The following is a 23,724-nucleotide window of genomic DNA, read 5'->3' as shown; positions in this document are numbered from 1 at the left end:
TATCGCTCCCATGTATTATTTAGTACCAGATACTAATAGCTTATATTTATTTTACTAAAAAATTGATGATACGCAAAGTGCCAACAAAAAAAGAAGGGTTTGCAGCCCTTCTTTTCATTTTCTATTCTTTTTCCACCAGTTCAACTATATGCATCCAGGTGGACTTTGAAAAAATATCCTTTACTTCGCCGCCGCCAATGACACCATACCCGACCGCGGCTCCTACCGTAACGCTCAGGAAAATTAAAAGCACGACAATAATAATCCGAAGCCAGATCGGAATGAGACGGATGCGAACCCGCCCTTTACGCGGTGACTCATCTTTGCTGCGTTCATTTTTCAGTTGTTCACGCGTCTTGACTGCTTCTTGATTACTGTTGTTTACTGACATTTTATTTCCCCTTTTTATCTAGCGTATTCCGTTGACCAGTCCCATCATTTGATCAGCCATGGAGACGGATCTGGACTGAAACTGATAAGCTCGCTGGAGGTTGATTAATTCTGTCATTTCCTTGGACAAATCCACATTGGACTGTTCCAGGGAACCCTGGGCCATTCCAATCTGTCCGCGAAGCGCACCGTTCAGCTCTGTAAAAATCCCCTCGCCGTCTATTCCATCTGGCAGGCCAAGAAGATTATCGCCTTTTTGCTCCAGGAATTGAGGCTTGTTGATCCGAACCACTCCAAGATTGAATTCCTGGATATTCCCATTCGCGGATTCAGCCAAAAAACTTCCCGTTTCAGTCACTTTAAAATTATTCGCCTGTCCATTTATTATAATCGAATTATTATTTTCATCAAGAACCGGAAGTCCGTCAGCTGTCACAAGCATGGTCTCATTATCTGAAACCGGTGTTAAATAAAATGCGCCCGCTCTGGTAAAACGCACTGCTGCTCCGTCCTCCGTCTGTTCCAGCACACGGAAATACTGGCCTTCCTTTGTGAATGCAAAGTCAAGCGGCCGGTCTGTTGCCTTTAAAGAACCCTGCTGCATGACGATTTGGGACTGTGCCAGCTTTGCTCCAACTCCCTGCCTGATGCCTGCCGGTGTCAGTCTTCCTGCCTCGGCAGCCGGATTTGGCTGATTATTGAACTGCTGAAAAAGCAAATCAGTAAAATTTGCTTCGCGTCTTTTAAAGCCCGCTGTATCAATGTTGGCAATATTATGGCTGACAATATCCATCTGCTTCTGCAGCTGGGCGAGAGTATTTGTTGCCGTGATCATCGTTCGATTCATTGTTTTTCCCCCTTAGCGGGTCTGCCGCTGGACATTACCCGATCCGCCCGATTTCATTTGCGGCTTTCTCCATACTGCGGTCATATGCCTGCAGAACCTTTTGGTTTGCTTCAAAAGAGCGATAGGCTGCCATCATATCCGTCATTGTACGGGAAGCATCCACATTGGAACGCTCCAGATAGCCCTGCTGAAGCTTGAATTGGACATTCTGTGCATTATAGGCATTTTCGAGCACGCTCTCTTCTGTCGCTGCAAAAAGGCCATCGCCTTCTTTTCGCAGGGTTTCGGGATTTTGGACAAAAGTGATGCCGAGTCTGGCTGTTTCACCCGCTTCACCGGTAATCACACCATCTTCACTTACTGTAAAACGGTCACTGGAGAGCTGAATCCGCTCACCCGCATCATCTAAAATATATAATCCGCTTGCTGTCGTCAAATAGCCCCCCGCATCGATGGTAAAATTCCCATTCCTCGTATAGCACGGTTCGCCATCGTTTCCAGCTGCAGTATAAAAAACGGTCCCTCTTAAGCCTGTATCCGGATTAACCGGCAAATTAAGATCCAGCAATGCCAGGTCTGTCCCGAGGCCTGTTTCCTTCATATCTCCCTGCATGAAGGACGGAAGCGTCTCCTGCATATAAACCCCCGTAGTCAGTCTGCCGACTTCATTATTAAAAGGAAGGTTTAGTCCATTTTCAGTCGGCACGGTCTGCCGGCCAATCCGCTGCAGAAGCATCTCCGGAAAAGCCCTCAGGCTCGTCTGGTCTGCTTTAAAGCCGGGTGTATTGGCATTCGCCATATTATTTGTCAGTACTTCCGTTCTCCGCTGCTGTGCAAGCATTCCGGAAGCAGCTGTGTAGAATCCTCTAAACATCTGTTTCACCTCTACTTATTCCGAACAATATATTCTAGCTCTATTATAAGAAACTTTCCGACAATAAACATTAAAAATTTGAAGAATTAAGTCAGATTTTGAAAAAAGCTGTACCTTTTTTTCATCGGCTGAAATGGAAAAATGTTTACTTTCAGCTGACCTAAAAAGAAAAACCCGCCAAAGTGGCAGGTCCCTAAGTTATACAAGCTTCTTTTTCGGAAGCTTATCAATATTATCAAGCATGATGCCAGTTCCCACAGCTACGCAATCCATCGGATTCTCTGCGATTAAAACAGGGACTTTCAGCTCTTCAGCCAGAAGCTGGTCGATTCCGTGAAGAAGTGCGCCGCCTCCTGTTAAAATTACCCCGCGGTCAATGATGTCTGCAGACAATTCAGGCGGTGTGCGCTCCAGCACGCTTTTAGCAGCCTGGACGATGACATCAACCGATTCTGCCAAAGCACCCTGAACTTCCTCTGAACGAACTGTAATGGTTCTTGGAAGACCAGACACCATGTCGCGGCCGCGGATTTCCATTTCTTCGTTTTTGCCGCCAGGGAATACAGTCCCAATCGTTACTTTAATGTTTTCAGCTGTTCTTTCGCCGATTAAAAGCTTGTACTCTTTTTTGATGTATTGAAGAATTTCGTTGTCAAACTTATCTCCGGCCATTTTTATGGATGAAGATGTCACAATGTCACCCATTGATAAAACCGCGACATCTGTTGTACCGCCGCCGATGTCGACAACCATGTTACCGCTCGGCTGGAAAATGTCCATGCCTGCTCCGATGGCTGCAACCTTTGGCTCTTCTTCGAGGTAAATCTTTTTGCCGCCGCTTTTTTCAGCCGCTTCCCTGATCGCTTTCTGTTCAACACCTGTCACATTTGTCGGGCAGCAGATCAGAATGCGCGGCTTTGATAAGAAGCCTTTAACATTCAATTTGTTGATAAAATGCTTCAGCATCGCTTCTGTTACATCAAAGTCGGCAATAACCCCATCTTTTAGCGGGCGGATTGCCACGATGTTCCCCGGCGTACGGCCGACCATGCGGCGTGCCTCTTCTCCTACGGCCAGCACCTTGTTTGTATTTCGGTCAATTGCCACTACCGATGGTTCATTCAGCACAATACCGCGGCCTTTAACGTGGATTAGCACGTTGGCTGTTCCTAAATCAATCCCAATATCCCTAGCAAACATTTCTTTTTTTCCTCCTTGCAACATGGCCAGCTTCTGTCCGCACCTTTGAAGGCTCTCTCTATTTAGGCATTCTTAAAGCGAACTTCGCTTATTAATTTTTTAGTTAGATGATCAAATCAGAATTCGCAACAGCAGTTCAAGCCACGCAAAAAAATCAGTTCTTTAATAAAAGAAATGATTTTGCCCGGCGTCTCTTTAGGAGTCCTAGTCTTTACGAACCAAGTTCTATCCTAATTTTATATTTTATCACATTCCTTGTGAAAGCAGTAACATTTTGACAGAATTTGTGAGACTTTTTGCGGGTTTTTGTCGAAATGGGGAAAAGGATGCAGGCGACTTAAGAAGGGGCTTAAATCCATAGAGCAAAGCCAAGGTTTTTGGCTATGGAAATAGCTTATGAGCTTTTAGCCCCCGGAGCCGCAATTGAGGTTCATGTACAGCTTTGAAAACTAGCCGTTATAATGTCAGTCTTAGCCTTTAACGCCTTTATCGGCGCCATTTGTTCCATTTCATTTAACTGGCTCTTCTTCCATCTCTTCTTTTTTATACTTCATTTTAGTGGCTTCACCGCCGCGCAGATGGCGGATCGATTTATGATAATCCAGGATTTCCTTTACTTCGTTTGCCAGTTCAGGATTGATTTCAGGCAGTCTTTCCGTCAAGTCTTTATGGACTGTACTTTTGGATACGCCAAACTCCTTCGCGATTACGCGAACCGTTTTTTTCGTCTCCACGATATACTTTCCAATCTTGATAGTTCTCTCTTTGATGTAATCGTGCACACCACTCGCCCTCCCCAATTTGGATGTGAGAAGTGTGAAATGAGACTCGCTTTCTGTCTGGATTTTAACTGTATTCCGCATGGATTCCTGATTAATTGAAGTTAATCGTACATGCGCCTGAAATGCTTGCTTTCAGTTTGCGATAATTAAACATGTCCTCAACATATTCATTAGTTTAGTAAAACGATCCCTCACCTCATACATTCTCTTTGTAAGGTTTGTAACAGTTTATTAGCTTGGTTGAGGGAATATGCACGAAAAACGCAATAAGGACAAGGTTTTGTGTAAATTTTTTGAAAATAGGACATCTGGAAGTCAATATAAGAAATGTTTTCAAAAAATCCTTTGGGGTATTTGAAAATTAAGAAGTCTTTAGACCAGTGACAATTTTACTGATTTTGATTGTTCCACGGATAAGATTCAGGACTTTCCCCGCAGATTCGACAAAATCCACCATTGCCGGTTAATTCACTTAGAAGACAACAAATCATTTCATCAGCATCAGGTAATTGCATATATCTAGGAATTACAGAGTGTATTGAACTATATGCATTTTCGGAAACAAGGGAAAAGAGCCAGGAACTCCTCCCTATTGTGAAGCGGATCTTTATACCGTACTATTTTTTTCGGAAAATAATTCATTTAATTGGTTATGACACCACAATATTCCAACAGATAGGATGAACATAGTATGCAAACACGCAAGGAAAGGATTCTAAATGATAAAAGAAAGAAGATAAAAGCAAGAGGAATGACGGCAGCCAGCACTGTTTTTGCGGCAGTAATCGCAACAGCCGGCTTCAGCGCTTCAGCAAATGAAGCTCATGCATTGACAGGCTCCTACATAGTGAAGCAGGGAGATACTTTATATAAAATCTCCAGGGAACATGATATGACTGTTAAAGAATTAAAGGCAGTTAACCGCCTAAAGTCTGACAAGATCCAGCCGGGCCAAACACTGGAGGTTCGTATTGAACGACATACAAAAGAATCCTTTATTAACCAGACAGCTGTTTATACCGTGGTGCCGGGCGATACACTTTGGGGAATCGCAAAGCGCTACCGGATGAGTGTCAATGAATTGAAAACATTGAACAAGTTAAAAAGTGATATGGTTCTCATCAATCAAAAATTGATTATTAAAGGGGATATTTCCATAACAAAGGCAATCATCACCGGTGCGGCAGACAATTTTACGGTGGAATTTAAAAACGGGGGTGATTATTTTATATTAAAGGTACCGTATGGGACAGCTCAGTCTTATCAAAAAATGTCAGGAAAAGAAATCCTCGTGGTTTACAAGGACGATGCTCTGATTAATATACAATAAGGATATGAAAAGCCGGATTCAGCCGGCTTTTCCTGGTTAACCCATATCACCCACCCGCTCATCAACATTCCAACCACGTATTTCTGACGATTAATAATGCAGAGATCTCATTTGACTGTCTGTTGCTTTAATCAATTCCCCCCAGGTTTTATGGCCCCTCTGCTGAAATTGAAAAAGCAGCTCAACAAATAGGTAAGCGGTTGTTAAAGCATCCCCAGCTGCACGATGGCGATCATATATGCGGGTTCCGAATGCCATCGCATACCTTTCAAGGTCGCGCATATCGTAAGACGGAGCAATAAATCCAATCAGATCCAGCGTGTCAATGGTCAGGAAATTTTTTAATGCAAATTTTTCGCGCTTAAATTCACTCTTTATAGCCAAGGCATCGAAGCTTACATAATGCCCAATCAGGCATACTGCCTCCCTTGATTCGACATAGTCAAAAAAACTCTGAATGGCTTCCAATGCCTGAGGAGCGTCTTTTACCAGCTCATCGGTAATAGAGGTTAGTTCTTTTATTTCCCGAGAAATTTGTCGTTTTGGGTTAACATATGTCTGAAAAAGGTCCTTTTCCTGCACTTGAAATCCTTTTACCGGAACGGCGCCAATTTCAATGATCCGGTCTGCCGCAGAAACCTGAAATCCTGTTGTTTCTGTATCAAAGACAATAAAATTCAGATCTTCAAGAGGAGTGGATAATGGAATAGTTTCATATCTTAACGAACATGTCACATTTTTTCTGAGAAAAAACATACCAGCCTCCTTTTAAAGCTATAATGAGAATCTTGCAATTGCCAGGCTCTGAAGCTCTTTTAATGTCTTTAAGCTTAGAATCAATTCTTCTTTTTCACGGGTAGACATTATGGAAAATGAGACAACGGAAGATGGGGCGGCACCGTTTTTTTCCTGCTGCCAGCGCTGGGTGACATACAACGTCAGTATAGTGCTTACAGCCCCTCTCAAATCGTGTGCATACTCCTTTGAGAATACCTGCCTTTCCTGCAGGAAATCTATTTTTTCAAGTGGTGTGCCCGATAGTTTTCCATGCATTAGGGACAGTATCTGCAGACTATGGTGATAGGGAAATAAAACTTCCTTTTTCATATCCATGCTTTTGCGCTGCAGCTTAAATAAGGACCGGAGCGGCTGATCCAGTGTGGGAATGGGATGTTCCCTTTCAAGCTGTGCCAGCCGGTACAAAAAAATTCGGGACCTTTTCATCTGCTCCTGAGCCATTGCTTCAAATTTTGCATGCAGTCCTTCACTCCCCGCTATGAACCGATAGGAGAAGAAGTTTTGCGCTAACAATAAATTGTCATTAGTGGATTGAAGCATCCAGGTTCGCAGCCTTTCCTCCCATACCGACAGTGACCCCCGCCATTTCTCCTCACTGCACATCATGAGCCCTTTGCACCGTACGTAACCCGCACTCTCCATGTTAGAAGTGATCCTTTTTCCCAGCTCTTCAAAAAAAACGCCGGCTTCCTCCGATTGGCTTTCATAAACCAGGAAATGGTCCTGATCTGTGAGCATGAACTGTTCTCCACGGCCGCTGGAGCCCATGTGATAGAAAGCAAATTCGCATGGCTGCTGCAGCCCTTTTTCCCTCAGTTCAGAAATAGATAGAGCTATAATTCTGCCGCTCATGCGATCGTATAGCTTTGTTATGATCTCAAGCGTTTTTAAAATTGGAACACGATCTCTTATTAAAGAATCAATTATCTCATAGATGCCGGTTTTTATTTGCGGAAGGCTGTCGCGATGGGCTTTTTCGATTTTTTGAACCGTCTTTATCACATTCTCATTTTTCTTTCTCAGCAAATCTGATAGTGTCACAATCCCTGCGACCTTAGAATCTTCCATTACGGGCAGGTGTTTGATTCCCTTAAACAGAATCAGTGAAAGGGCCTCATAATAATAAGCGGACCTTGATACCGTGACTGGACCCGCTGTCATAATGGTGCTTGCTGGAGCAGTAATATCCGCCCCTTCAGCAGCAACCCCTTCCACAATATCTCTTTCCGTAATAATTCCTTTTAAGCTGTTCTTTTCTGCAACGAGGACCGAACTAATCTTTCTTTTAAGCATGAGCCGGGCAGCTTCCTGAATGGTCGCAGCCGGGCTGACTGCTGCCGCCTCACTGCTCATGACATCCTGAACCCTGATCATGAATGCATCATTTTCCCCATAATCTGTCGCAAGCTTGACCTGTTCTGCAAGTGACGTGTATACATCCTTCAATCTGACGGCTACCTGTGTGAGCAGGTAATCATGCACTGCAGGATCATCCCATCTTTTTCTCACCACTTCAAACGGAATGAACAGTGCCCTTACCTCACTGGAGGCTTTGACTTCAACCAGCTCTTTAGTGGTCTGTTTGGAAACACCCAGGAAATCGGCGAGGCTGGAAAATCCAATCAGCTCTCCTGTTTGGACCACTTCGATCACTTCCTCCCTCCCGCTGTGATCGTTTTTCACGAATACCTCTGAAAGACCTTCTAAAAGGAGCAGAAGGCCTTCACGCGGTTTATTTTTTTTCAGGATTATGTCATTTTTTTTGTAATGGCGTACTTCGCACATGGATAGAAGTGAAAGGGCTGTGTCAGATTCCACCCCATGAAAAAAGGGGTGAAACCGCACAGCCTCCAGATTGTATAGGTTATACAGATTTTGATCCATCATCGTTCATCCATACTTCACCATCTTTATATACCATCTGCTCCGGATAGCGAAGATCCATAACTTCCTCCTGAATTTTTTGCGAAGGAGCTGCTGTCATCAGAGAAACAATGATATTAGCTGCAAATGCAGCTGTGGCACCAAACACGCCGGCACCTGTATCAATGATTCCCAGGATTGTAAATCCTCCATATTTAGCTGCAAAGATGTACGCCAAAGTAACACCTAACCCGACCAGCAGGCCGGCAATAACCCCCTGTGAGTTTGAACGCTTCCACCAGACACCCAGAACAAGCGCCGGGAAGAATGTTCCTGTCGCAAGCGCAAATGCCCAGGCAACAATTTGCGTAATGGCTCCCGGCGGGTTAAGTGCGATCACGCCGGCCAAAAGAGTGGCGATGACAATGGACCAGCGGGCAACGGAGAGACGTGTTTTTTCCGTTGAATTCGGTTTTAGCACCCGGTAAAAAATATCGTGAGCAAATGCGGAAGAAATCGCAATCATCAAACCTCCGGCCGTTGATAACGCCGCAGCCATTGCACCTGCTGCCACCAGACCGATGACAAACATGCCAAGATTGGCAATTTCCGGTGTCGCCATAACCACAATATCATTCGAGATAATGAGTTCGTTCCATTGAAGGACTCCGTCGCCATTGCCATCCGCTACTTGCAGCTTGCCTGTATCAACCCATGTCTTCGTCCAGGCAGGCAGCTCCGTAATTTTGCTGCCGGCAACCTGTGTCATTAAAATGAAACGGGAGAATGCTGCGTATGCCGGTGCAGAAAGATAAAGCAAGCCAATGAACAGCAATGCCCATGCTCCCGACCAGCGGGCTGCCTTCATCGTTGATACCGTATAGAAACGGACAATAACGTGAGGAAGACCTGCAGTACCAGCCATCAGTGTAAACATAAGGGCAAGGAACTGCCACTTCGTTCCATTGGTAAATGGCGCAAAGTATTCAGAGATTCCCAATTCGCGGTCGAGCTCACCCATTTTTCCGACAAGTTCACCGTAGGAAATCCATGGCATAGGGTTCCCTGTTAATTGCAGTGCCATGAAAATGACCGGAATTAAGTAAGCGATAATCAAAATGACATACTGAGCAACCTGCGTCCATGTAATCCCCTTCATGCCTCCAAATGCTGCATAAAAGGCAATGAGAACGACTCCGATCATGGTTCCAAGCTTTGCATCAATTTCAAATAGACGGCCAATAACTACACCGGAACCGGAAAGCTGGCCAATCGAATAGGTAAAGCTGATGATGATTGTACAAAGGGCTGCAATCACACGGGCAGTGTGGCTGTCATACCGGTCACCGATAAATTCCGGAACCGTGTAGCGGCCGTATTTCCGCAGCTGTGGTGCCAGAAGGAAGGTTAAGAGCAGATATCCGCCCGTCCAGCCCATAATATAAGCAAGACCGTCATAGCCCAGAAGCATGATGGTTCCTGCCATCCCGATAAAGGAAGCAGCGCTCATCCAGTCAGCACCAATCGCCATTCCATTGAAGATCGGCGGCACTCCGCGGCCGGCAACATAGAACTCAGAAGTTTCTTTTGCCTTATTGTAAATGGCTATGCCAATATACAAAGCAAATGTAACTAAAATGATAGATAATGAGACCAAAAACTGTGTATCCAAGAACATCCCCCTTTTTTTCGATCGTTTTTTAATGACGCCCCTTTTATCTCTCTGTATAGCGGAAGCTTGAACAGCCGCTCATTTTTCGTTAATTAATGATCAAGAACTTTCCCTGAACTGATTTGTTCATTTTTGTTTTCATCAATTCCATATTTCCGGTCAATCGCATCTCCCATTTTTGCATTAACAAACAGCAGAATGATAAATGTCAGTACTGCTCCCTGTGCGCCCATAAAGTAATGGAATGGGAATCCGTTAATGGTAATATCGCTTAATGGTTCTGCAAAAAAGACCACGCCAAAAGAGGCAAGAAAGCCAATAGCAAAATAAATGACCATATTCCGAGTCTTTTCGCGGAAATAACTGTCCGCTACTTTTTTATCGATTTTCTTCAAAACTCCACCCCCGGTAAAGATGATAAATTTTTCAGATCAAATTTTGATGAACAGATTTTATTGGTCCGGAATCACTCCTTAATTGGGATATGTGCAGCTGGATCGCTGCTATTTTACCGGATCCATTATCCGGACCCGGACAAAACCATTACCTTAAACTGAAAATAAATTTGACTGTCTCCATGAAAGGTGCGGGAACAAGAATGATTTGAACGAGGAAGTAAGCAAAGATTGATAGAAATGGGACTGCCAGGAAGAGTGGCCTTTTCTTCCTTAAAGCAAGAAAGAGACAAATCCCTGTAATGATCATCATAGATAGTAACGGAAGCAATTTGATTTCCCCCTTTTAGAAAGCGCTGTCATTCCCAGCTTTCCGATTACGCTTCAAGATGAGCGCTCGACATGTTTTCTGATTTCATTTAATTTTAAGAAAATTCATACTTTATTATGTACAAAAATCATTTCCAGGTCAAGTACATGCTGGTAAAATCTATAAATATTTTTGAAGGATTTAGTCAATTCCTTGATATATAAGGGCTTTAGTCAGCAAAATTGGATGGAGAAAACTTTAGGGTATTAGAGGAAAACACTATAGTAATAATGAAAATCTGCTAAAAAAAAGAGCCAATCCGGCTCCTTAGTCCAATTCCTTTATGATCAGCGTAATTGCCTCCAGCAGATCGGCATCTGACCAGCTTGCCATGCTTTTTTTACTGGCAGCCGCCAGTGCATGGGATGCCGGTATATGCACAAAACCCGCCGGTAATTCAGTGTTTGTCGATTTTAGCAGGTGAAGCAAGGAAAACATAACGTTGTTGCATAGATAAGTCCCCGCTGTGTTTGAGATGGATGCAGGATATCCCGCTTCCTTAAGTCTATTAACCATCCGCCGGATTGGCAGGGTGGAAAAATAGCCATCGGGACCATTCTCCTCTATCAGCTTGTCTTCAGGTGCGACTCCGCTATTATCCGGCTCGCCGTCCTGGCAATTGATTGCAATTCTCTCAGGAGTGATGGCTGTCCGCCCGGCAGCCAGCCCAAGAGAAATCACTGCATCCGGCTTCTTCCCGGCCACTTCCTCTACTATTTTCTTTGGTGCACGATTAAAATCAACCGGCAGAAGATGTCCTATAATCTCATAGTTTCCAACCGTTTTGCCATCCAATGCATTCACAATCTTTTCGGTAGGATTGATCGGAAAATCAAGAAAAGGTTCAAAACCGGTTAACAGCAGCTTCTTCATGTCTTCTCCCCCTATATAACACTTCGTTTTTCGAAATATTATACAGGATAATCACGGAATTGTCGAAAAAATGTTGATTCGACAAAAATCGGGTGGTACCTGTCACCAAAAAAGAGCCTGCCATTTCGGCAGACTCCCTATGATTATGCGTCAGTTGATTCAGTTGCTGTGTCTTCTTCAACTTGGTCGTCAGTTTGACCTTCGTCTTCAGAAGTTCCAGCTGGGTCTTCTTCTGTATCAGCAGACTCGTCTTCTTCCGTATTTCCGGCATTTTCATCTTCAGAACCAGATTCTTCAGCAGAACCTTCTTCTTCCGTTTTGCCAGACTCTTCTGTTGACTTGTCCTCAGAAGGAGCAGCTTCATCGTTTTCTTCAGTTGCACCGCTGTTTTCCTCAGCATCTGCTTTGTCAGCTGTGTCCAGCTCCTGTAAAGAGCTTAACGGTTTATTGAAGAAATCAAGCGGATTGACCGGCGTTCCGTCTTTGCGGATTTCAAAGTGTACATGTACGCCTGCTTCTTCATTAAACAAGCTTTCGCCTGCCTTTGCAAGGACATCACCTTGTTCTACCTGGTCGCCAACCTCAACATTCATCTCTGTAACAGATTGATATTGTGTTACAATTCCTTTGTCATGCTCAACTTCAATGACATTGCCCAACAGTGAATCTTCTTCTACCTTGGTAACTTTCCCGCTTAATGCAGCAAGGACATCAAATGATTCCCCATCCTTAGTGGCAATATCAATACCTGTATTTGGATGGTATGTGTTATTGTAAAATACTAGAGCAGCTTCCTGTTCTTCAGCCTTGCCGTCATAGTCATAGAATTGTTTTTGAATGACAGCTGAGTCTGGATCTTTGACAGGCATTACGAAGTTTTCCATTGAGCGGTTAACTTCCAATGCTGGCTCGTCGTACTTTTTGCCGGTAATATCTGTGGCTTCGTAATCGTAGCTGTCAGTGTCTGTAGCGTTGTCGCTAGTCTGGTACCATAGAACACCGGTTAGAATGATTGCTGCACTTGCAATGTAGATAGCTGGGAATGCCCACCGCTTCTTCATAAACTTTTTAAAGCTGGAATCTTGAGAAGATCGTTTCTTTTCTTCCTCTCTCATTTATCATCACCTCAGCAATCAGTCTGAACAGATTAAGAGGATTATATACATTTCTTAAAAAAATTTTTTGGGCTTATTTTTCGACAAACGTTTTCGGATTATGCATGATTTGAGAAAAAATTTTAAAAGGAGTTACTAAAGATGGTTAAGTGGATAATACGTGTGCTGCCTGTCCTATATATGACGCTTATTTGGGTCCTCTCCAGCATGCCTGCTGATGCTGTGGTGGAGCTGCCGGATTTGGCGGTGGACCGGTTTATAAAAGAGTCTATGCATCTGATTGAGTTTGGTATTTTATATGTTCTTCTGGTTCTGGCAGCGTTGACTGCCGTTAAGCTGACGCCGGGTGTGAATATTCTTTTGGCTGTTATTGCGTGCTTCTACGGAATTCTCGATGAGGTCCATCAGTCCTTTGTACCGTACCGGTCTGCTACTGTGATTGACGCTGTTAAGGATATTACCGGTGTGGCGGTGTGCTGGTATTTTATCAGCAGGGCTCTTTTTTATGGACGATTTAAAAGGCTTGGTAAGCTTCTTGGTTTCTTTAGTACAGCAAAAAGAAAGAGCTGATTCTCTATGAACCAGCTCTTTCTTTTATTTTTTAGCCGTTACTTTCGTCAGCAATTGGTCAGAAGCTGCAATTTCCACCCCTTTATAATAGTGGGCAACGATTTCTTTGTAGTTCTTTCCTTCAGCTGCCATGCCATTTGCGCCGTATTGGCTCATACCGACCCCATGGCCGTAGCCCTGGGTGTTGATAATGATATTGTCGCCTTTGCGTTCCCAGGTAAAGTCTGTTGATTTCAGTCCCAGTTTCTCTCTGATGTCTTTTCCGCTGACTACTTTCCCGTTAATATCCACTTTTGAAACCCGCTGGCCGGCTGTTCGCTCAGTCACTGTGCCGATGGTGCTGTCATTTGGAAGCTTCACACCCAATTTCCTTTCAAACTCCTGTACAGTGAATACCTCTCTGCCGTTAAACTTAGGAGACTGAAGGTCCCATTTGCTTTCTACACTTTTTAAATAAGGAACGGAATTTGGCCAGATGGCTTCAGAATTTTCGGTAAAGCCATTGCTAGTTGAAAAGAAGGAGGCTGTTATCGGCGAGCCATCGAAAGTGAGAATCTGGCCTCTCGTTTCGTTAACTGCTTCTCTCACCTTTTTAATCTTCCATTTATAATCCTGTTTCCATTGCTGCCTCAGTTCCTTGTCATTTTTATAAACCTGGTGGGTTACGGTATCATACACTAATGCCCCTTCAGGAAGTTCCACGCTATCTTTGTTCATCATTTGTTTCACGATAAAGGTTCTTGCCGCCAATGCCTGCGCCTTTAAAGCTTCTTCTTCAAACTCGGCCGGCATTTCCGATGCTACCACTCCGACAATATAATCTTCAAGCGGTACCGTCTCCAGCTTCTTCTGTGCAAGGCGGTAGACTCCTACCTCTATGGCTGGCCCTTGAGGAATTTCTGCCGCCGTCTCTTTCTTGGCATCAGTCTTTAGCTCCTCACCAAGCTTCCCGCTGACATTCCCTTCTGTAAAAGGAATCACAAGCAGGGAGGGAACGATGAGCGTGACGGCAAACAACAGTGCGGCTAGTACGATGAAAGGTTTGAATTTTGTCATGTTTTAAGCCTCCATAGCAAATAAATAATTCGAACTCAATTCATGTTTATGGCTATGGACAAGCTAATATGACTATAGATTAATATTTGCTTCATAGCAAAACCGCAGAATCGATTTGTCAGTCATCTGACAGCTCGATTCTGCGGTTTCAGTTTGAAATGCGCGCAAGGCGACTATTTGGACGACTCTAAGGAAGCCGCCTTGATTGGCATTACTTATGCGTTAATGTCAGAAACAAGGCCGTTATTAACAGGTGTTTCTTCCACTTCTGTCACACGTTCGATATCTGCTCCCAGTCCGGCAAGCTTTTCGTGGAAGTCTACATATCCGCGGTCAAGATGCTTGAGTTCTGTCACACGTGTTACGCCTTCTGCCACCAATCCAGTCAGGATCAAGGCTGCGGCTGCACGAAGGTCTGTCGCAGCTACTTCTGCGCCCTGCAGATTGCTTGGTCCGTTCATGATTACAGAACGGCCTTCAATTTTAATATCGGCGTTCATGCGGCGGAATTCCTCCACATGCATGAAACGGTTTTCGAATACAGTTTCTGTAATCACACTTGTACCCTGAGCGTGAAGCAATAGGGCCATCATTTGTGATTGCATGTCTGTCGGGAATCCAGGATGAGGCATTGTTTTAATATCAACGGCCTTCAACTTTTCTGGACCCAGTACACGGATGCCTTCAGCTTCTTCAATGAAGGTAACACCCATCTCTTCCATTTTGGCGATTAATGAAGCAGAATGCTCAAGTACAGCACCTTTTACAAGAACGTCTCCGCCTGTAATGGCAGCTGCCACCATGAATGTGCCTGCTTCAATGCGGTCAGGAATGATGTTGTGCTCTGCACCAAACAGTACGTCCACACCTTCAATGCGGATCGTGCCCGTTCCTGCCCCTTTAACTTTGGCACCCATTTTATTAAGGAAGTTAGCCAGGTCCACAATTTCAGGTTCCTTAGCTACGTTTTCCAAAACCGTTGTGCCTTTAGCTAATGTTGCAGCCATCATAATGTTCTCCGTAGCACCAACGCTAGGGAAATCGAGATATATTTTTGCTCCATGCAAGCGGCCTTCCGGTGCTTCCGCTTCAATAAAGCCATTACCAACCTTTACTTTCGCACCCATCGCTTCAAAGCCTTTTAAATGCTGGTCGATCGGGCGGGAACCGATTGCGCAGCCCCCTGGCAATGCCACACGGGCACGGCCATTTCTTGCTAATAAAGATCCCATGACTAAAACTGAAGCACGCATTTTGCGTACATATTCAAATGGTGCTTCTACCTTCAACTCTCGAGATGCATTTACTGTTACTGTATTATTTTCAAACTCCACTTCGGCGTTTAAATAGCGTAATACTTCATTAATAGTATATACATCGGAGAGTGTTGGGACATCACGAATTACGCTTTTGCCATCACTTGCTAACAGTGTTGCGGCGATAACCGGTAAAACAGCGTTTTTTGCTCCTTCAACTTTGACAGTACCGCTTAACCTATTTCCGCCGCGGACGATGATTTTATCCAAAGTGTATTCCCCTCCGCGTCCAATTTCTCTATATTAATATTCAATCGTTATGATGGGTGTGCCAATAACTATGTTTGTCTTGGCGCCCATTCCATTTGTTCGTAATCCAAGCTGCATGTTCATTTCATTGCCATTTGTCACAATGAATTCACCAAAAAGCGGCGAATTTGCTGATGCAGAAATAAATTGGTCTTCTTTTAGTGCTTCTATTTCTGTCGCATTAAAAGCATCCAGTAGCTGATTTGCAGTATCAGACAAAGACTTATTAATCTTATCATTGAATTCGCCTTGGATACAAGAGAAAATTGTGGCATTTCCTCGAAAAATGTCAGAAATCTTACTATTAAGTTCTGCAGCCAGTTTGCTCTGTTCTTGTTTCCACCCCTGACCTTTGGCCTCATAAATCACATACGTCTGAACTTGACCTTTTGTGGGGGTTGATAAAATTTTTACTGCTTCTGCCTGAGCATCTGTCTGCTTAATAATAGCTTTTGCTTCCCATGATTTTTCTGTTTCTTGAAAGCTCCATTCCCAATCAGGATATTTTGACTGCAGTTCATCGGTGAATGCTTTTACTTCCTGCAGGTTTTGGGTTTCCATTTTTTCTCTCGCATGCAAAGTCCAATCTTTGATTAAAATATTCTCGCCCTGTAAAACCGAGGCCATCGATAACAGGTCAAGCTCCCCTTTGGCTACAGTCGTCTTATTCCCAATGTTTATTATCATGAAACCAATAATGGCAATAACAGATAATGTAATGAATGATTTTTTCATCTGTAAACTCCTCCCCTTAGTACCATTGTTACCAAGGATAGAGTGAGCATACTTGGGAATTGTCGTCACTTTTTGACAAACTGAAAAGGCAGCAAAATCACTGTTAATTAAGATGCTCTTTCTGCCTTTGTATGCATACTTTGAAAACCATTTCACAAGAAAGTATGTATGCAGGAAAACAAGCAACAAAAAGATTTTACTCAATAATTGTCAAATTGAAAACATGTATGAAGACCTATATTTACAAGAAAAGCGGAAGCGCCTTGCCCACCCCCGACAAGCATAAGACGAGCCTCACGGTAAGGCGTTCTTTGCCTTGCTGGGAGGATTGGCTTATGACCTCGAGGGGGTAGGCGCTGGAGCTAGACAGCAATCTAAGTTCTAAGAGTTAGTTCCAAATATTATAAAAAAATTGACCGGTTTTATATCACTTAAAGAAAGGTGATGTTCTGCAGTATAAGCGGAAGCTGCCGGGACCATAAAAGATAGTCTAGAAAGAAGCTGCTGACGGAAGATCCAATTACAATTGAGAGCAGAACATACAATACACGTGCCTGAAAAACATGATTCGCCCGCAAAAGAGTTTCAAACCGCAATGCCTGAAGCGCCCACCAGGCCAGCGCAATAAACACCAGATGAGACATAATGCTGATGAGTGCCTGCTGCCCAAATCCTGATATCATCTTCTTCCCTCCTTTAATTCATTGCCACTTCGCTTACCTGCTTTGTGCGCTACAATACCATTTGACGTTTATACTATCAGGTAAGTTTCATGACTGTTTATTTTTTGAAAATTAAGTTTCTTTGTTTTTCGCCGTTTATAAGTCCATTATATCGAATTGTCGAAAAAACACGAAGTTTAATCCAGGGCAAACAAAAAAGAAGGGGAGATTCCCCCCTCCTATTTATACCCCTTTTGTCCCCTTTTTCGTAACAGCTTTTTAAAACCCCCATTTTAAAAAGCCTTTTTATTGAAAGAAATCAGTAAACTGATTGAAATTGCCCTGCAGGAAGTCAAATGCAATATTTGGCACAATTCCGAACAAGATGGTGGCTGCCAGGCTGGTGCCGATAACAGCTGTTAAAGCCGCTGGAATTTTAACTTTTCCTGTATCAGCTGCTGGCCTGAAGAACATTTGCACCATGACACCGAAGTAGTAGAAGTATGAAACGACTGTTGTCGCAATCATAATCGATACCAGTACATAATGGCCCTCATTTGGCACTAATGCACCCATGAAAATATTCAGTTTGCCAATAAACCCGGCTGTCCCCGGAATGCCTGCAAGTGACAGCAGGAATATAGCCATGGCGATGGCCAGGAACGGTGCGCGGCGGTAAAGCCCGGCAAATTGGCTGATATCTTCTGAACCCGATTTATGTGTCACATGCTGGATAATCGCGAAAGCGCCAAGGTTCATGAATAAGTAAGCACCGAGGTAAAACCAGAGCGTATCAAACATGAATAGTGACATGCTCGCAATCACAACCAGCAGGTAACCGGCCTGAGCGATGCTGGAATAAGCAAACAAACGTTTAATATTCCGCTGTCTTAGCGCAATCAAGTTCCCAGTAATCATCGTGGCTCCTGCCAGGAAGGCAATGTAATCCTGAAGAGCCAGGATCATCGGAAGCCCCTGTACATCACCGGATGGCGCATTCGCAAAGATTGAAAACAGAATGCGGATAACAATGATGAATCCGGCTGTTTTGGAAACTACGCTTAAAAAAGCTGTTACAGGCGTAGGTGCACCCTGGTACACATCCGGCGCCCACATATGGAATGGCGCTGCAGCCAATTTAAAAGAAAGTCCCACCACGATCATAAAGAATGCAAGGCCTAACAGGTAAATATGCTGTTCATTATAGATGGATGTCAAAAATCCGGACATTTCCTTTAAGTTCGTAGTTCCAGTTAAACCGTATACATAACTCATTCCGAACAAAGTGATCGCTGTGGCAATACTGCCATTGATTACATATTTCATGGCCGATTCGTTTGAATGCAGATTTCTTTTTCTCATACCTGCCAGAATGTAGGACGAGATGGAAAGAAGCTCAAGCCCTACAAACAGGGTGATTAAATCTCCGCTTGAAGACATGATCATTGCCCCAAGCAATGCAGCCATGAACAGATAGAAAAATTCCCCCCTGAATTCTTCCAATCCTTCATTCGGCTCATAGCCAATGGCAATCAGCAGTACCATAGCAGATCCGATTAAGAGCAGCAGCTTAAAAGCTTTTGCAAAGGAATCAAGCCTGAACGTATCAAATAAAATGGATTCCGGACCATGCCCGATAAGGCCCAGTAAGGAAACGAGAGCCGCCAGTATTCCGGCAAAGCCGACCCAGCCGAGAATTTTCCGGCTTTGGGATTTCGGCATAAACAAATCCATTAGTGAAAGAGCGGTCGCAACACCAAGGATGATGAACTCCGGCGTCATTATGCCCCATTCATAAGATAATAATGTTTCGAGATCCATCCTTCATCACCCTCCTATCCCAAGCATGATCGTTTCAAGTGTTGAGGTCAGCGGTTCGCTCAGCACACTTGGATAAACACCAATCAGGACAATTAAGCCGACTAAGACCAGGACAGGCACGAACTCAAACTTTTTCATATCCGTTATGCCGGCAAAGTCCCGATGCGCTTTGCCGTATGTGATACCCAGTACCGCGCGAAGCAGGTAAACAGCTGTCATAATGATTCCGATTGTACCGCTTGCCGCGAGAATCGGCATTTCTTTAAACAGGCCAAGGAAGGCCATAAATTCACTCACAAACCCTGACATGCCAGGCAGGCCAAGGGAGGCCATTGCCCCTGCAAGAAGGAAGCCTGCCGTAATCGGCATCCCTTTTGCCAAACCACCGAGATTTTGAATGCTGGAGGTTTGAAAGCGTTCATAAAAGACACCCACAAGGAAGAATAATAGTGCTGCGATTAAACCGTGAGAAACCACCTGGAAAATCGCCCCCTGTATTCCTGCCTCATTTAATGCGCCTAATCCGATTAAAACGATTCCCATATGGGAAATAGAAGAGTAGGCAAGCACCATTTTAAAATCGGTCTGAACAAACGCCAGAAAGGCTCCATACAATAAATTCACGACTCCAAGCACAGCCAGCCATACAGCAAGGCTTTGGAATTGCTCAGGAAATATTCCCATTCCGAAGCGGATTAAACCGAATGCCCCTATTTTCAAAAGTACTCCGGCATGCAGCATGACGATTGATGGCGGAGCTTGTACGTGGACCCGCACCATCCAGCTGTGCAGCGGGAAAATCGGAAGCTTCACACCAAATGCAATTAAAAGCGCAATCAGCATGCCCATTTTCATATTTTCAGAGATTGGCGCAACAAGCTGCGGATTATCCGCGTTCATTGCGGCCATCAAAGCATCAATATTGGCTGTGCCAGTACGGGCAAACAGTACCATAATGACAATCAGCAGAACAGCAGATCCAAGCCCGTTATAGATCAGGAAGCTGTATGCAGCATTTTCTTTTTCATAGTAACCCCATTTCCCAATCAAGAAGAAGGTCGGAATTAATGTGATTTCAAAGAAAATAAAGAAAAGAATCAGGTTTTCAGCGGCAAATACACCCAGCATGCCGACTTCAAGCAGCAGAAACAGCATGAAGTAACCCTTCCACTCTTTTTTTATATGAATAGAAGCAATCGCTGCAAGTGTAGAAAGAACAGCTGTCAGAACAATCATGATAAGGGAGAATCCATCCAGCCCGAGCTCATAATCTATGGAAAAAAGATTTCCGAGCTGGCCGGAATCGCCAAACTGAATCCAGCTTACTTTTTCATTCAGCTGTTCCAGGCCTGCACCTGCCCGGTCTTGAAAATAGGCGATCAGCGACAATACCAGCGCAGGAAGCGTGGCAAGGAAGCCAACTGTCTTGATCAATGATTCCTGCGTTCTCGGCAGGAAAGATAATACTAAAACACCAAGCAGCGGGGAGAAAACTAAAATGGATAGAAAATAAGCTAAGTTCATTTTAAGTACCCCCCTGTAAACGCATAGATGACAACTAAAATAGCAAGGCCGACAAACGCCACTGTTCCATAAGTCTGAATCTGGCCATTATGAAATTTAGAACCAAGCCTTCCGAGTGCAGATATGATTCCAGTTACACTCTTTACAAGGCCTTCAACCAGGAATACTTCCAGGAAGCGCAGGAATGAGCTGATGAATTTCGCCCCAGTCACTACTGTCATCGAATAGAATTCATCAATATAGTATTTATTGTACAGAACGCTGTATGAAAGCGGCATTCTGCTTGTAAGCCAGTCGCGTGAAAGCGAACGTTTGCCGTACATCAGCCAGGCAAGGAAAATTCCAAGCAGAGATACAGCCGTTGCGACAATCATTATCCATGCAGGCCCTTCAATATGGCCATGGCCCAAAGCATGGTTATCTTCCACGAGCCAATCGCCCAGAAATGTTCCAAACCATGGTGTATTCACATATCCAGCCACGACAGCCAGCACCCCAAGCACTACCATCGGCAGCGTCATGACACTTGGCGATTCGTGGACATTTTTCATATCGGTTCTTGCTTCACCAGCGAAAACCAAAAAGAACAGGCGGAACATATAAAATGCCGTAAAGAATGCGGCAATTACCGCAAGCCAGAACAGCACCGTGTTCCCGTGTGCCCAGGCAGCGATTAATATTTCATCTTTACTGAAGAACCCTGAAAATAATGGCACACCGCTGATCGCCAGTGTTCCGATCAGGAAGAGAGGGCCGGTTACGCGCAGCTTTTTCCACAAACCGCCCATATGTTCAATGTTCTGTGTATGAACGGCATGGATGACACTTCCTGCTGCAAGGAACAGCAAAGCCTTGAAGAAGGCGTGCGTCATTAAGTGGAACACGCCGGCTACATATCCGGCAGAACCCAGCGCCAGCATCATATAGCCGAGCTGGCTGACGGTTGAATAAGCGAGCACCCGCTTTATATCCTTCTGAACCAGGCCGATGCTTGCTGCAAAGATGGCTGTGAAGGCCCCAATGACAGCAACGGTCATCAGTGCTGTTTCACTTGCTGCAAACAGCGGGAATAGCGCCGCCACTAAATACACACCTGCCGCTACCATTGTCGCTGCATGGATTAATGCGGAGACTGGCGTCGGCCCTTCCATTGCGTCAGGAAGCCATGTGTGCAGCGGGAACTGGCCCGATTTGCCGACAGCCCCTACAAAAATAAGAATCGCTGTTAATGTAATCATCGTGCCTGAAATGGCACCCGCTTCAACTGCTGCAAAAATCTCATCATATTCAAAGCTGCCAGCCTGCCAGAATAATAGAATCATTCCGATCAAAAGGCCGACATCTCCAATACGAGTCATGATAAATGCCTTTTTGGCCGCAGCCTTTGCTTCCTCTTTGTAAAAATAGAAACCGATCAGCAAGAAGGAACCAAGTCCGACAAGCTCCCAGAAGAAATACGTCTGAAGCAGATTAGGCGAGATGACAAGGCCCAGCATGGCAAATGTAAATAACCCTAAATAGGCATAGAAAACAGGAAAACGGTCTTCCCCCTGCATATAGCCTTTCGAATACGTATGTACCAGGAAACTGACAAGTGAAACAATCACCAGCATCAGTGCATTTAACTGATTAACTTCAAAACCCGCTGTTAACTGAACATCCCCTATAGTCAGCCAAACGCCTTCTGCTTTATAAGTTGGTGCCGAAAACCGGTCAAATAGCACCAATAAGGAATAGACAAGCGATGCCAGGGTAAACAGAATCCCAATATAAGCACTCGCTTCTTTTAGCCGTTTGCCGAATAAAATAAGGAACAAAAACGATAAAAGCGGGAAAAGCGGTATGATCCATGCATTCTCCATCATTATCACAATCCCCTTTTTTGAACACACCCTAGAGCACGGCGTGCCAGATTGGGACCTTATGAACAGGTCCTTTAAGGCGGGAGCCACTTATGGCCGCCTTTTCAATTCTCTATTCTCAGCCAGCGCGGCTGCATTTTTTACAGTATATTTAGTGCTTCATAGCATCCATTTCATCAATGTTAACGCTCTTTTTGTTACGGTAAAGTGAAATCAGAATTGCTATTCCTACTGCCACTTCTGCTGCGGCAACCGCAATAACAAATAGCGTGAAAATCTGTCCGGTAATGGACGGTGTGATGCCATATTTACTGAATGCCACAAGATTAATATTAACCGCATTCAGCATCAGTTCGATTGAGATCAGGACAATCACAGTATTGCGCTTAGTCAAAGCACCATACAGACCGATGCAAAAGAGGATTAAAGCCAATGCCAGGTAAGCTTGAACGGGAACTGTACTCATTCCTTTTCTGCCTCCTTTTCATCGTCTTTTTTAGCCAGAACAACGGAACCAATCAAAGCGACCAATAATAGGACAGATGTTACTTCAAACGGAATAATGAATTTTGAGTAAAGCTCAATTCCGATTTGCTCTGTATTATTGACATGAAGGTCATTCGGCGCTGACGGCAAATCAAGGTTATAAATTCCGATATAGACCGCGAAAGCAAAGCCAAGCACCCCCACGAATAAAAACAGCTTACGCCAGCGGCCGGTTTTGGGCTCGCTTGTGTCGTTATGGCGCGTCAGCATGATCCCGAACAGCATGATGATGGTAATCGCTCCAGAGTAAATCAAAATCTGGACCGCAGCCAGGAATTCAGCTGAAAGCAGCACGTAAATTCCGGCGATGCTTACAAATGTAAATACAAGAGCGACAACCATATGCACAACTTTGGTAAGGTTCAATAAAAGCACGCCGCCGATGACCGCAACTAAAGCTAGAGACATAAACGCTAAAAACTCACCAGAAAACGTCATGCTTTATTCACCTTCCGTATATTTTCATCATTTTCATCGAGCCATTCAAGGTTTTTAAACAGCTCATCACGGCTATATTCCGCCAGTTCAAAATTATTGGTCATGATAATCGCTTCTGTTGGACAGACCTCTGTACACAAGTCACAAAGGATGCAAATTTCGAAGTTGATATCATAGGTATCAATGATTTTCCCCTTTTTGGCAGGGTCCGGATGTTTTTTCCCTGTCAGCTCGATACAATCGGTAGGACAAATATTTGCACACTGATTGCAGACAATGCATTTTTCAGGGTAAAACTTTTGAATTCCCCTGAACCGGTCCGGAAGCGGAAGCGGCTCATTCGGATAATCATACGTTACCTTTTTGCGTGTCAGGTTTTTAAGGGTATACGATAATCCTTTCGCTAAACCAAGCATGTTTTTCACCCCTTGTATAG

23 protein-coding genes are annotated in these 23,724 nt (G+C 44.2%); 2 read left to right on the top strand and 21 right to left on the bottom strand.

Translation table 11 applies throughout. The annotated features are described in order from the left end of the window. Positions 1-121: 121 nt before the first annotated feature. The 5 genes from BFI01S_RS15940 to spoIIID all read right to left on the bottom strand — a co-directional run bounded on the left by BFI01S_RS15940 (position 122) and on the right by spoIIID (position 4,093). Positions 122-391, bottom strand: coding sequence for a DNA-directed RNA polymerase subunit beta (locus BFI01S_RS15940; protein WP_061793489.1), 270 nt, complete (start codon positions 389-391; stop codon positions 122-124). 18 nt (positions 392-409) lie between these two features. Beyond that, a complete protein-coding gene (locus tag BFI01S_RS15935; RefSeq protein ID WP_061793488.1) occupies positions 410-1,237 on the bottom strand; it encodes a flagellar hook-basal body protein in 828 nt (275 codons plus the stop codon). A gap of 34 nt (positions 1,238-1,271) precedes the next feature. Further along, a complete protein-coding gene (locus BFI01S_RS15930) occupies positions 1,272-2,111 on the bottom strand; it encodes a flagellar hook-basal body protein (RefSeq protein WP_061793487.1) in 840 nt (279 codons plus the stop codon). Positions 2,112-2,309: 198 nt separating this feature from the next. Next, positions 2,310-3,311 (bottom strand): rod shape-determining protein, encoded by a 1,002-nt coding sequence (locus BFI01S_RS15925; RefSeq protein ID WP_061793486.1) that lies wholly within the window; start codon positions 3,309-3,311, stop codon positions 2,310-2,312. Between the two features lie 509 nt (positions 3,312-3,820). Beyond that, on the bottom strand, positions 3,821-4,093 hold the full coding sequence (gene spoIIID / locus BFI01S_RS15920) for a sporulation transcriptional regulator SpoIIID (protein ID WP_009332173.1): 273 nt from the start codon (positions 4,091-4,093) through the stop codon (positions 3,821-3,823). Positions 4,094-4,784: 691 nt separating this feature from the next. Between spoIIID and BFI01S_RS15915 the strand changes: the two genes are divergently transcribed. Next, positions 4,785-5,423, top strand: coding sequence for a LysM peptidoglycan-binding domain-containing protein (locus BFI01S_RS15915; RefSeq protein WP_061793485.1), 639 nt, complete (start codon positions 4,785-4,787; stop codon positions 5,421-5,423). A gap of 90 nt (positions 5,424-5,513) precedes the next feature. Here BFI01S_RS15915 and BFI01S_RS15910 read toward each other — a convergent pair whose 3' ends face one another. The 6 genes from BFI01S_RS15910 to spoIIQ all read right to left on the bottom strand — a co-directional run bounded on the left by BFI01S_RS15910 (position 5,514) and on the right by spoIIQ (position 12,509). After that, positions 5,514-6,179, bottom strand: a complete 666-nt coding sequence (locus tag BFI01S_RS15910; RefSeq protein WP_061793484.1) for a 3'-5' exonuclease — start codon at positions 6,177-6,179, stop codon at positions 5,514-5,516. 18 nt (positions 6,180-6,197) lie between these two features. Next, positions 6,198-8,108 (bottom strand): DUF294 nucleotidyltransferase-like domain-containing protein, encoded by a 1,911-nt coding sequence (locus tag BFI01S_RS15905; protein WP_235831206.1) that lies wholly within the window; start codon positions 8,106-8,108, stop codon positions 6,198-6,200. Continuing rightward, positions 8,086-9,756, bottom strand: a complete 1,671-nt coding sequence (locus tag BFI01S_RS15900) for a sodium:solute symporter family protein (protein WP_061793482.1) — start codon at positions 9,754-9,756, stop codon at positions 8,086-8,088. The genes BFI01S_RS15905 and BFI01S_RS15900 overlap by 23 nt, the downstream gene beginning before the upstream one ends. Positions 9,757-9,848: 92 nt before the next feature. Next, complete coding sequence (locus BFI01S_RS15895; protein ID WP_061793481.1) at positions 9,849-10,151, bottom strand: DUF4212 domain-containing protein; 303 nt, start codon at positions 10,149-10,151, stop codon at positions 9,849-9,851. Positions 10,152-10,788: 637 nt separating this feature from the next. Next, positions 10,789-11,394: a pyroglutamyl-peptidase I gene (locus BFI01S_RS15885; protein WP_061793479.1), complete on the bottom strand. Its 606-nt coding sequence runs from the start codon at positions 11,392-11,394 to the stop codon at positions 10,789-10,791. Positions 11,395-11,537: 143 nt separating this feature from the next. Further along, positions 11,538-12,509 carry a stage II sporulation protein SpoIIQ gene (spoIIQ, locus tag BFI01S_RS15880; RefSeq protein ID WP_061793478.1) on the bottom strand — a complete coding sequence of 324 codons (972 nt, stop codon included), beginning with the start codon at positions 12,507-12,509 and terminating at the stop codon, positions 11,538-11,540. A 141-nt stretch (positions 12,510-12,650) separates the two neighbouring features. Here spoIIQ and BFI01S_RS15875 point away from each other — a divergent pair, with 141 nt between their 5' ends. Continuing rightward, positions 12,651-13,079: a VanZ family protein gene (locus BFI01S_RS15875; RefSeq protein ID WP_061793477.1), complete on the top strand. Its 429-nt coding sequence runs from the start codon at positions 12,651-12,653 to the stop codon at positions 13,077-13,079. A gap of 24 nt (positions 13,080-13,103) precedes the next feature. On the opposite strand, the gene spoIID is transcribed toward BFI01S_RS15875, so the two are convergent. From spoIID to nuoI, 10 genes are all read right to left on the bottom strand, one after another. Further along, positions 13,104-14,135 (bottom strand): stage II sporulation protein D, encoded by a 1,032-nt coding sequence (gene spoIID / locus BFI01S_RS15870; protein WP_061793476.1) that lies wholly within the window; start codon positions 14,133-14,135, stop codon positions 13,104-13,106. 215 nt (positions 14,136-14,350) lie between these two features. Then, positions 14,351-15,661: a UDP-N-acetylglucosamine 1-carboxyvinyltransferase gene (gene murA / locus BFI01S_RS15865; protein WP_061793475.1), complete on the bottom strand. Its 1,311-nt coding sequence runs from the start codon at positions 15,659-15,661 to the stop codon at positions 14,351-14,353. Between the two features lie 33 nt (positions 15,662-15,694). Continuing rightward, the gene (locus tag BFI01S_RS15860; RefSeq protein ID WP_061793474.1) at positions 15,695-16,435 is read right to left on the bottom strand and encodes a YwmB family TATA-box binding protein; all 741 of its coding nucleotides are present in this window, start codon (positions 16,433-16,435) and stop codon (positions 15,695-15,697) included. 431 nt (positions 16,436-16,866) lie between these two features. Next, on the bottom strand, positions 16,867-17,118 hold the full coding sequence (locus BFI01S_RS15855; RefSeq protein WP_061793473.1) for a DUF1146 family protein: 252 nt from the start codon (positions 17,116-17,118) through the stop codon (positions 16,867-16,869). A 285-nt stretch (positions 17,119-17,403) separates the two neighbouring features. Then, entirely contained in the window at positions 17,404-18,918 is a 1,515-nt protein-coding gene (gene nuoN / locus BFI01S_RS15850; protein ID WP_061793472.1) for an NADH-quinone oxidoreductase subunit NuoN, read from the bottom strand. A gap of 6 nt (positions 18,919-18,924) precedes the next feature. Next, positions 18,925-20,442, bottom strand: a complete 1,518-nt coding sequence (locus BFI01S_RS15845; protein ID WP_061793471.1) for an NADH-quinone oxidoreductase subunit M — start codon at positions 20,440-20,442, stop codon at positions 18,925-18,927. Beyond that, positions 20,439-22,307 carry an NADH-quinone oxidoreductase subunit L gene (gene nuoL / locus BFI01S_RS15840; RefSeq protein WP_061793470.1) on the bottom strand — a complete coding sequence of 623 codons (1,869 nt, stop codon included), beginning with the start codon at positions 22,305-22,307 and terminating at the stop codon, positions 20,439-20,441. Before nuoL ends, BFI01S_RS15845 begins: the two co-directional genes overlap by 4 nt. A gap of 148 nt (positions 22,308-22,455) precedes the next feature. Next, positions 22,456-22,770 (bottom strand): NADH-quinone oxidoreductase subunit NuoK, encoded by a 315-nt coding sequence (gene nuoK, locus BFI01S_RS15835; RefSeq protein ID WP_035327883.1) that lies wholly within the window; start codon positions 22,768-22,770, stop codon positions 22,456-22,458. Beyond that, complete coding sequence (locus tag BFI01S_RS15830) at positions 22,767-23,288, bottom strand: NADH-quinone oxidoreductase subunit J (protein ID WP_061793469.1); 522 nt, start codon at positions 23,286-23,288, stop codon at positions 22,767-22,769. The genes nuoK and BFI01S_RS15830 overlap by 4 nt, the downstream gene beginning before the upstream one ends. Beyond that, the gene (gene nuoI, locus BFI01S_RS15825; protein WP_035327886.1) at positions 23,285-23,704 is read right to left on the bottom strand and encodes an NADH-quinone oxidoreductase subunit NuoI; all 420 of its coding nucleotides are present in this window, start codon (positions 23,702-23,704) and stop codon (positions 23,285-23,287) included. Before nuoI ends, BFI01S_RS15830 begins: the two co-directional genes overlap by 4 nt. Positions 23,705-23,724 lie beyond the last annotated feature (20 nt).

The organism is Cytobacillus firmus NBRC 15306 (assembly GCF_001591465.1).
GTDB classification, from domain to species: domain Bacteria; phylum Bacillota; class Bacilli; order Bacillales; family Cytobacillaceae; genus Cytobacillus; species Cytobacillus firmus.
Note: the sequence above shows the minus strand (reverse complement) of the source record. Positions and strands in the feature narration are given on the sequence as shown.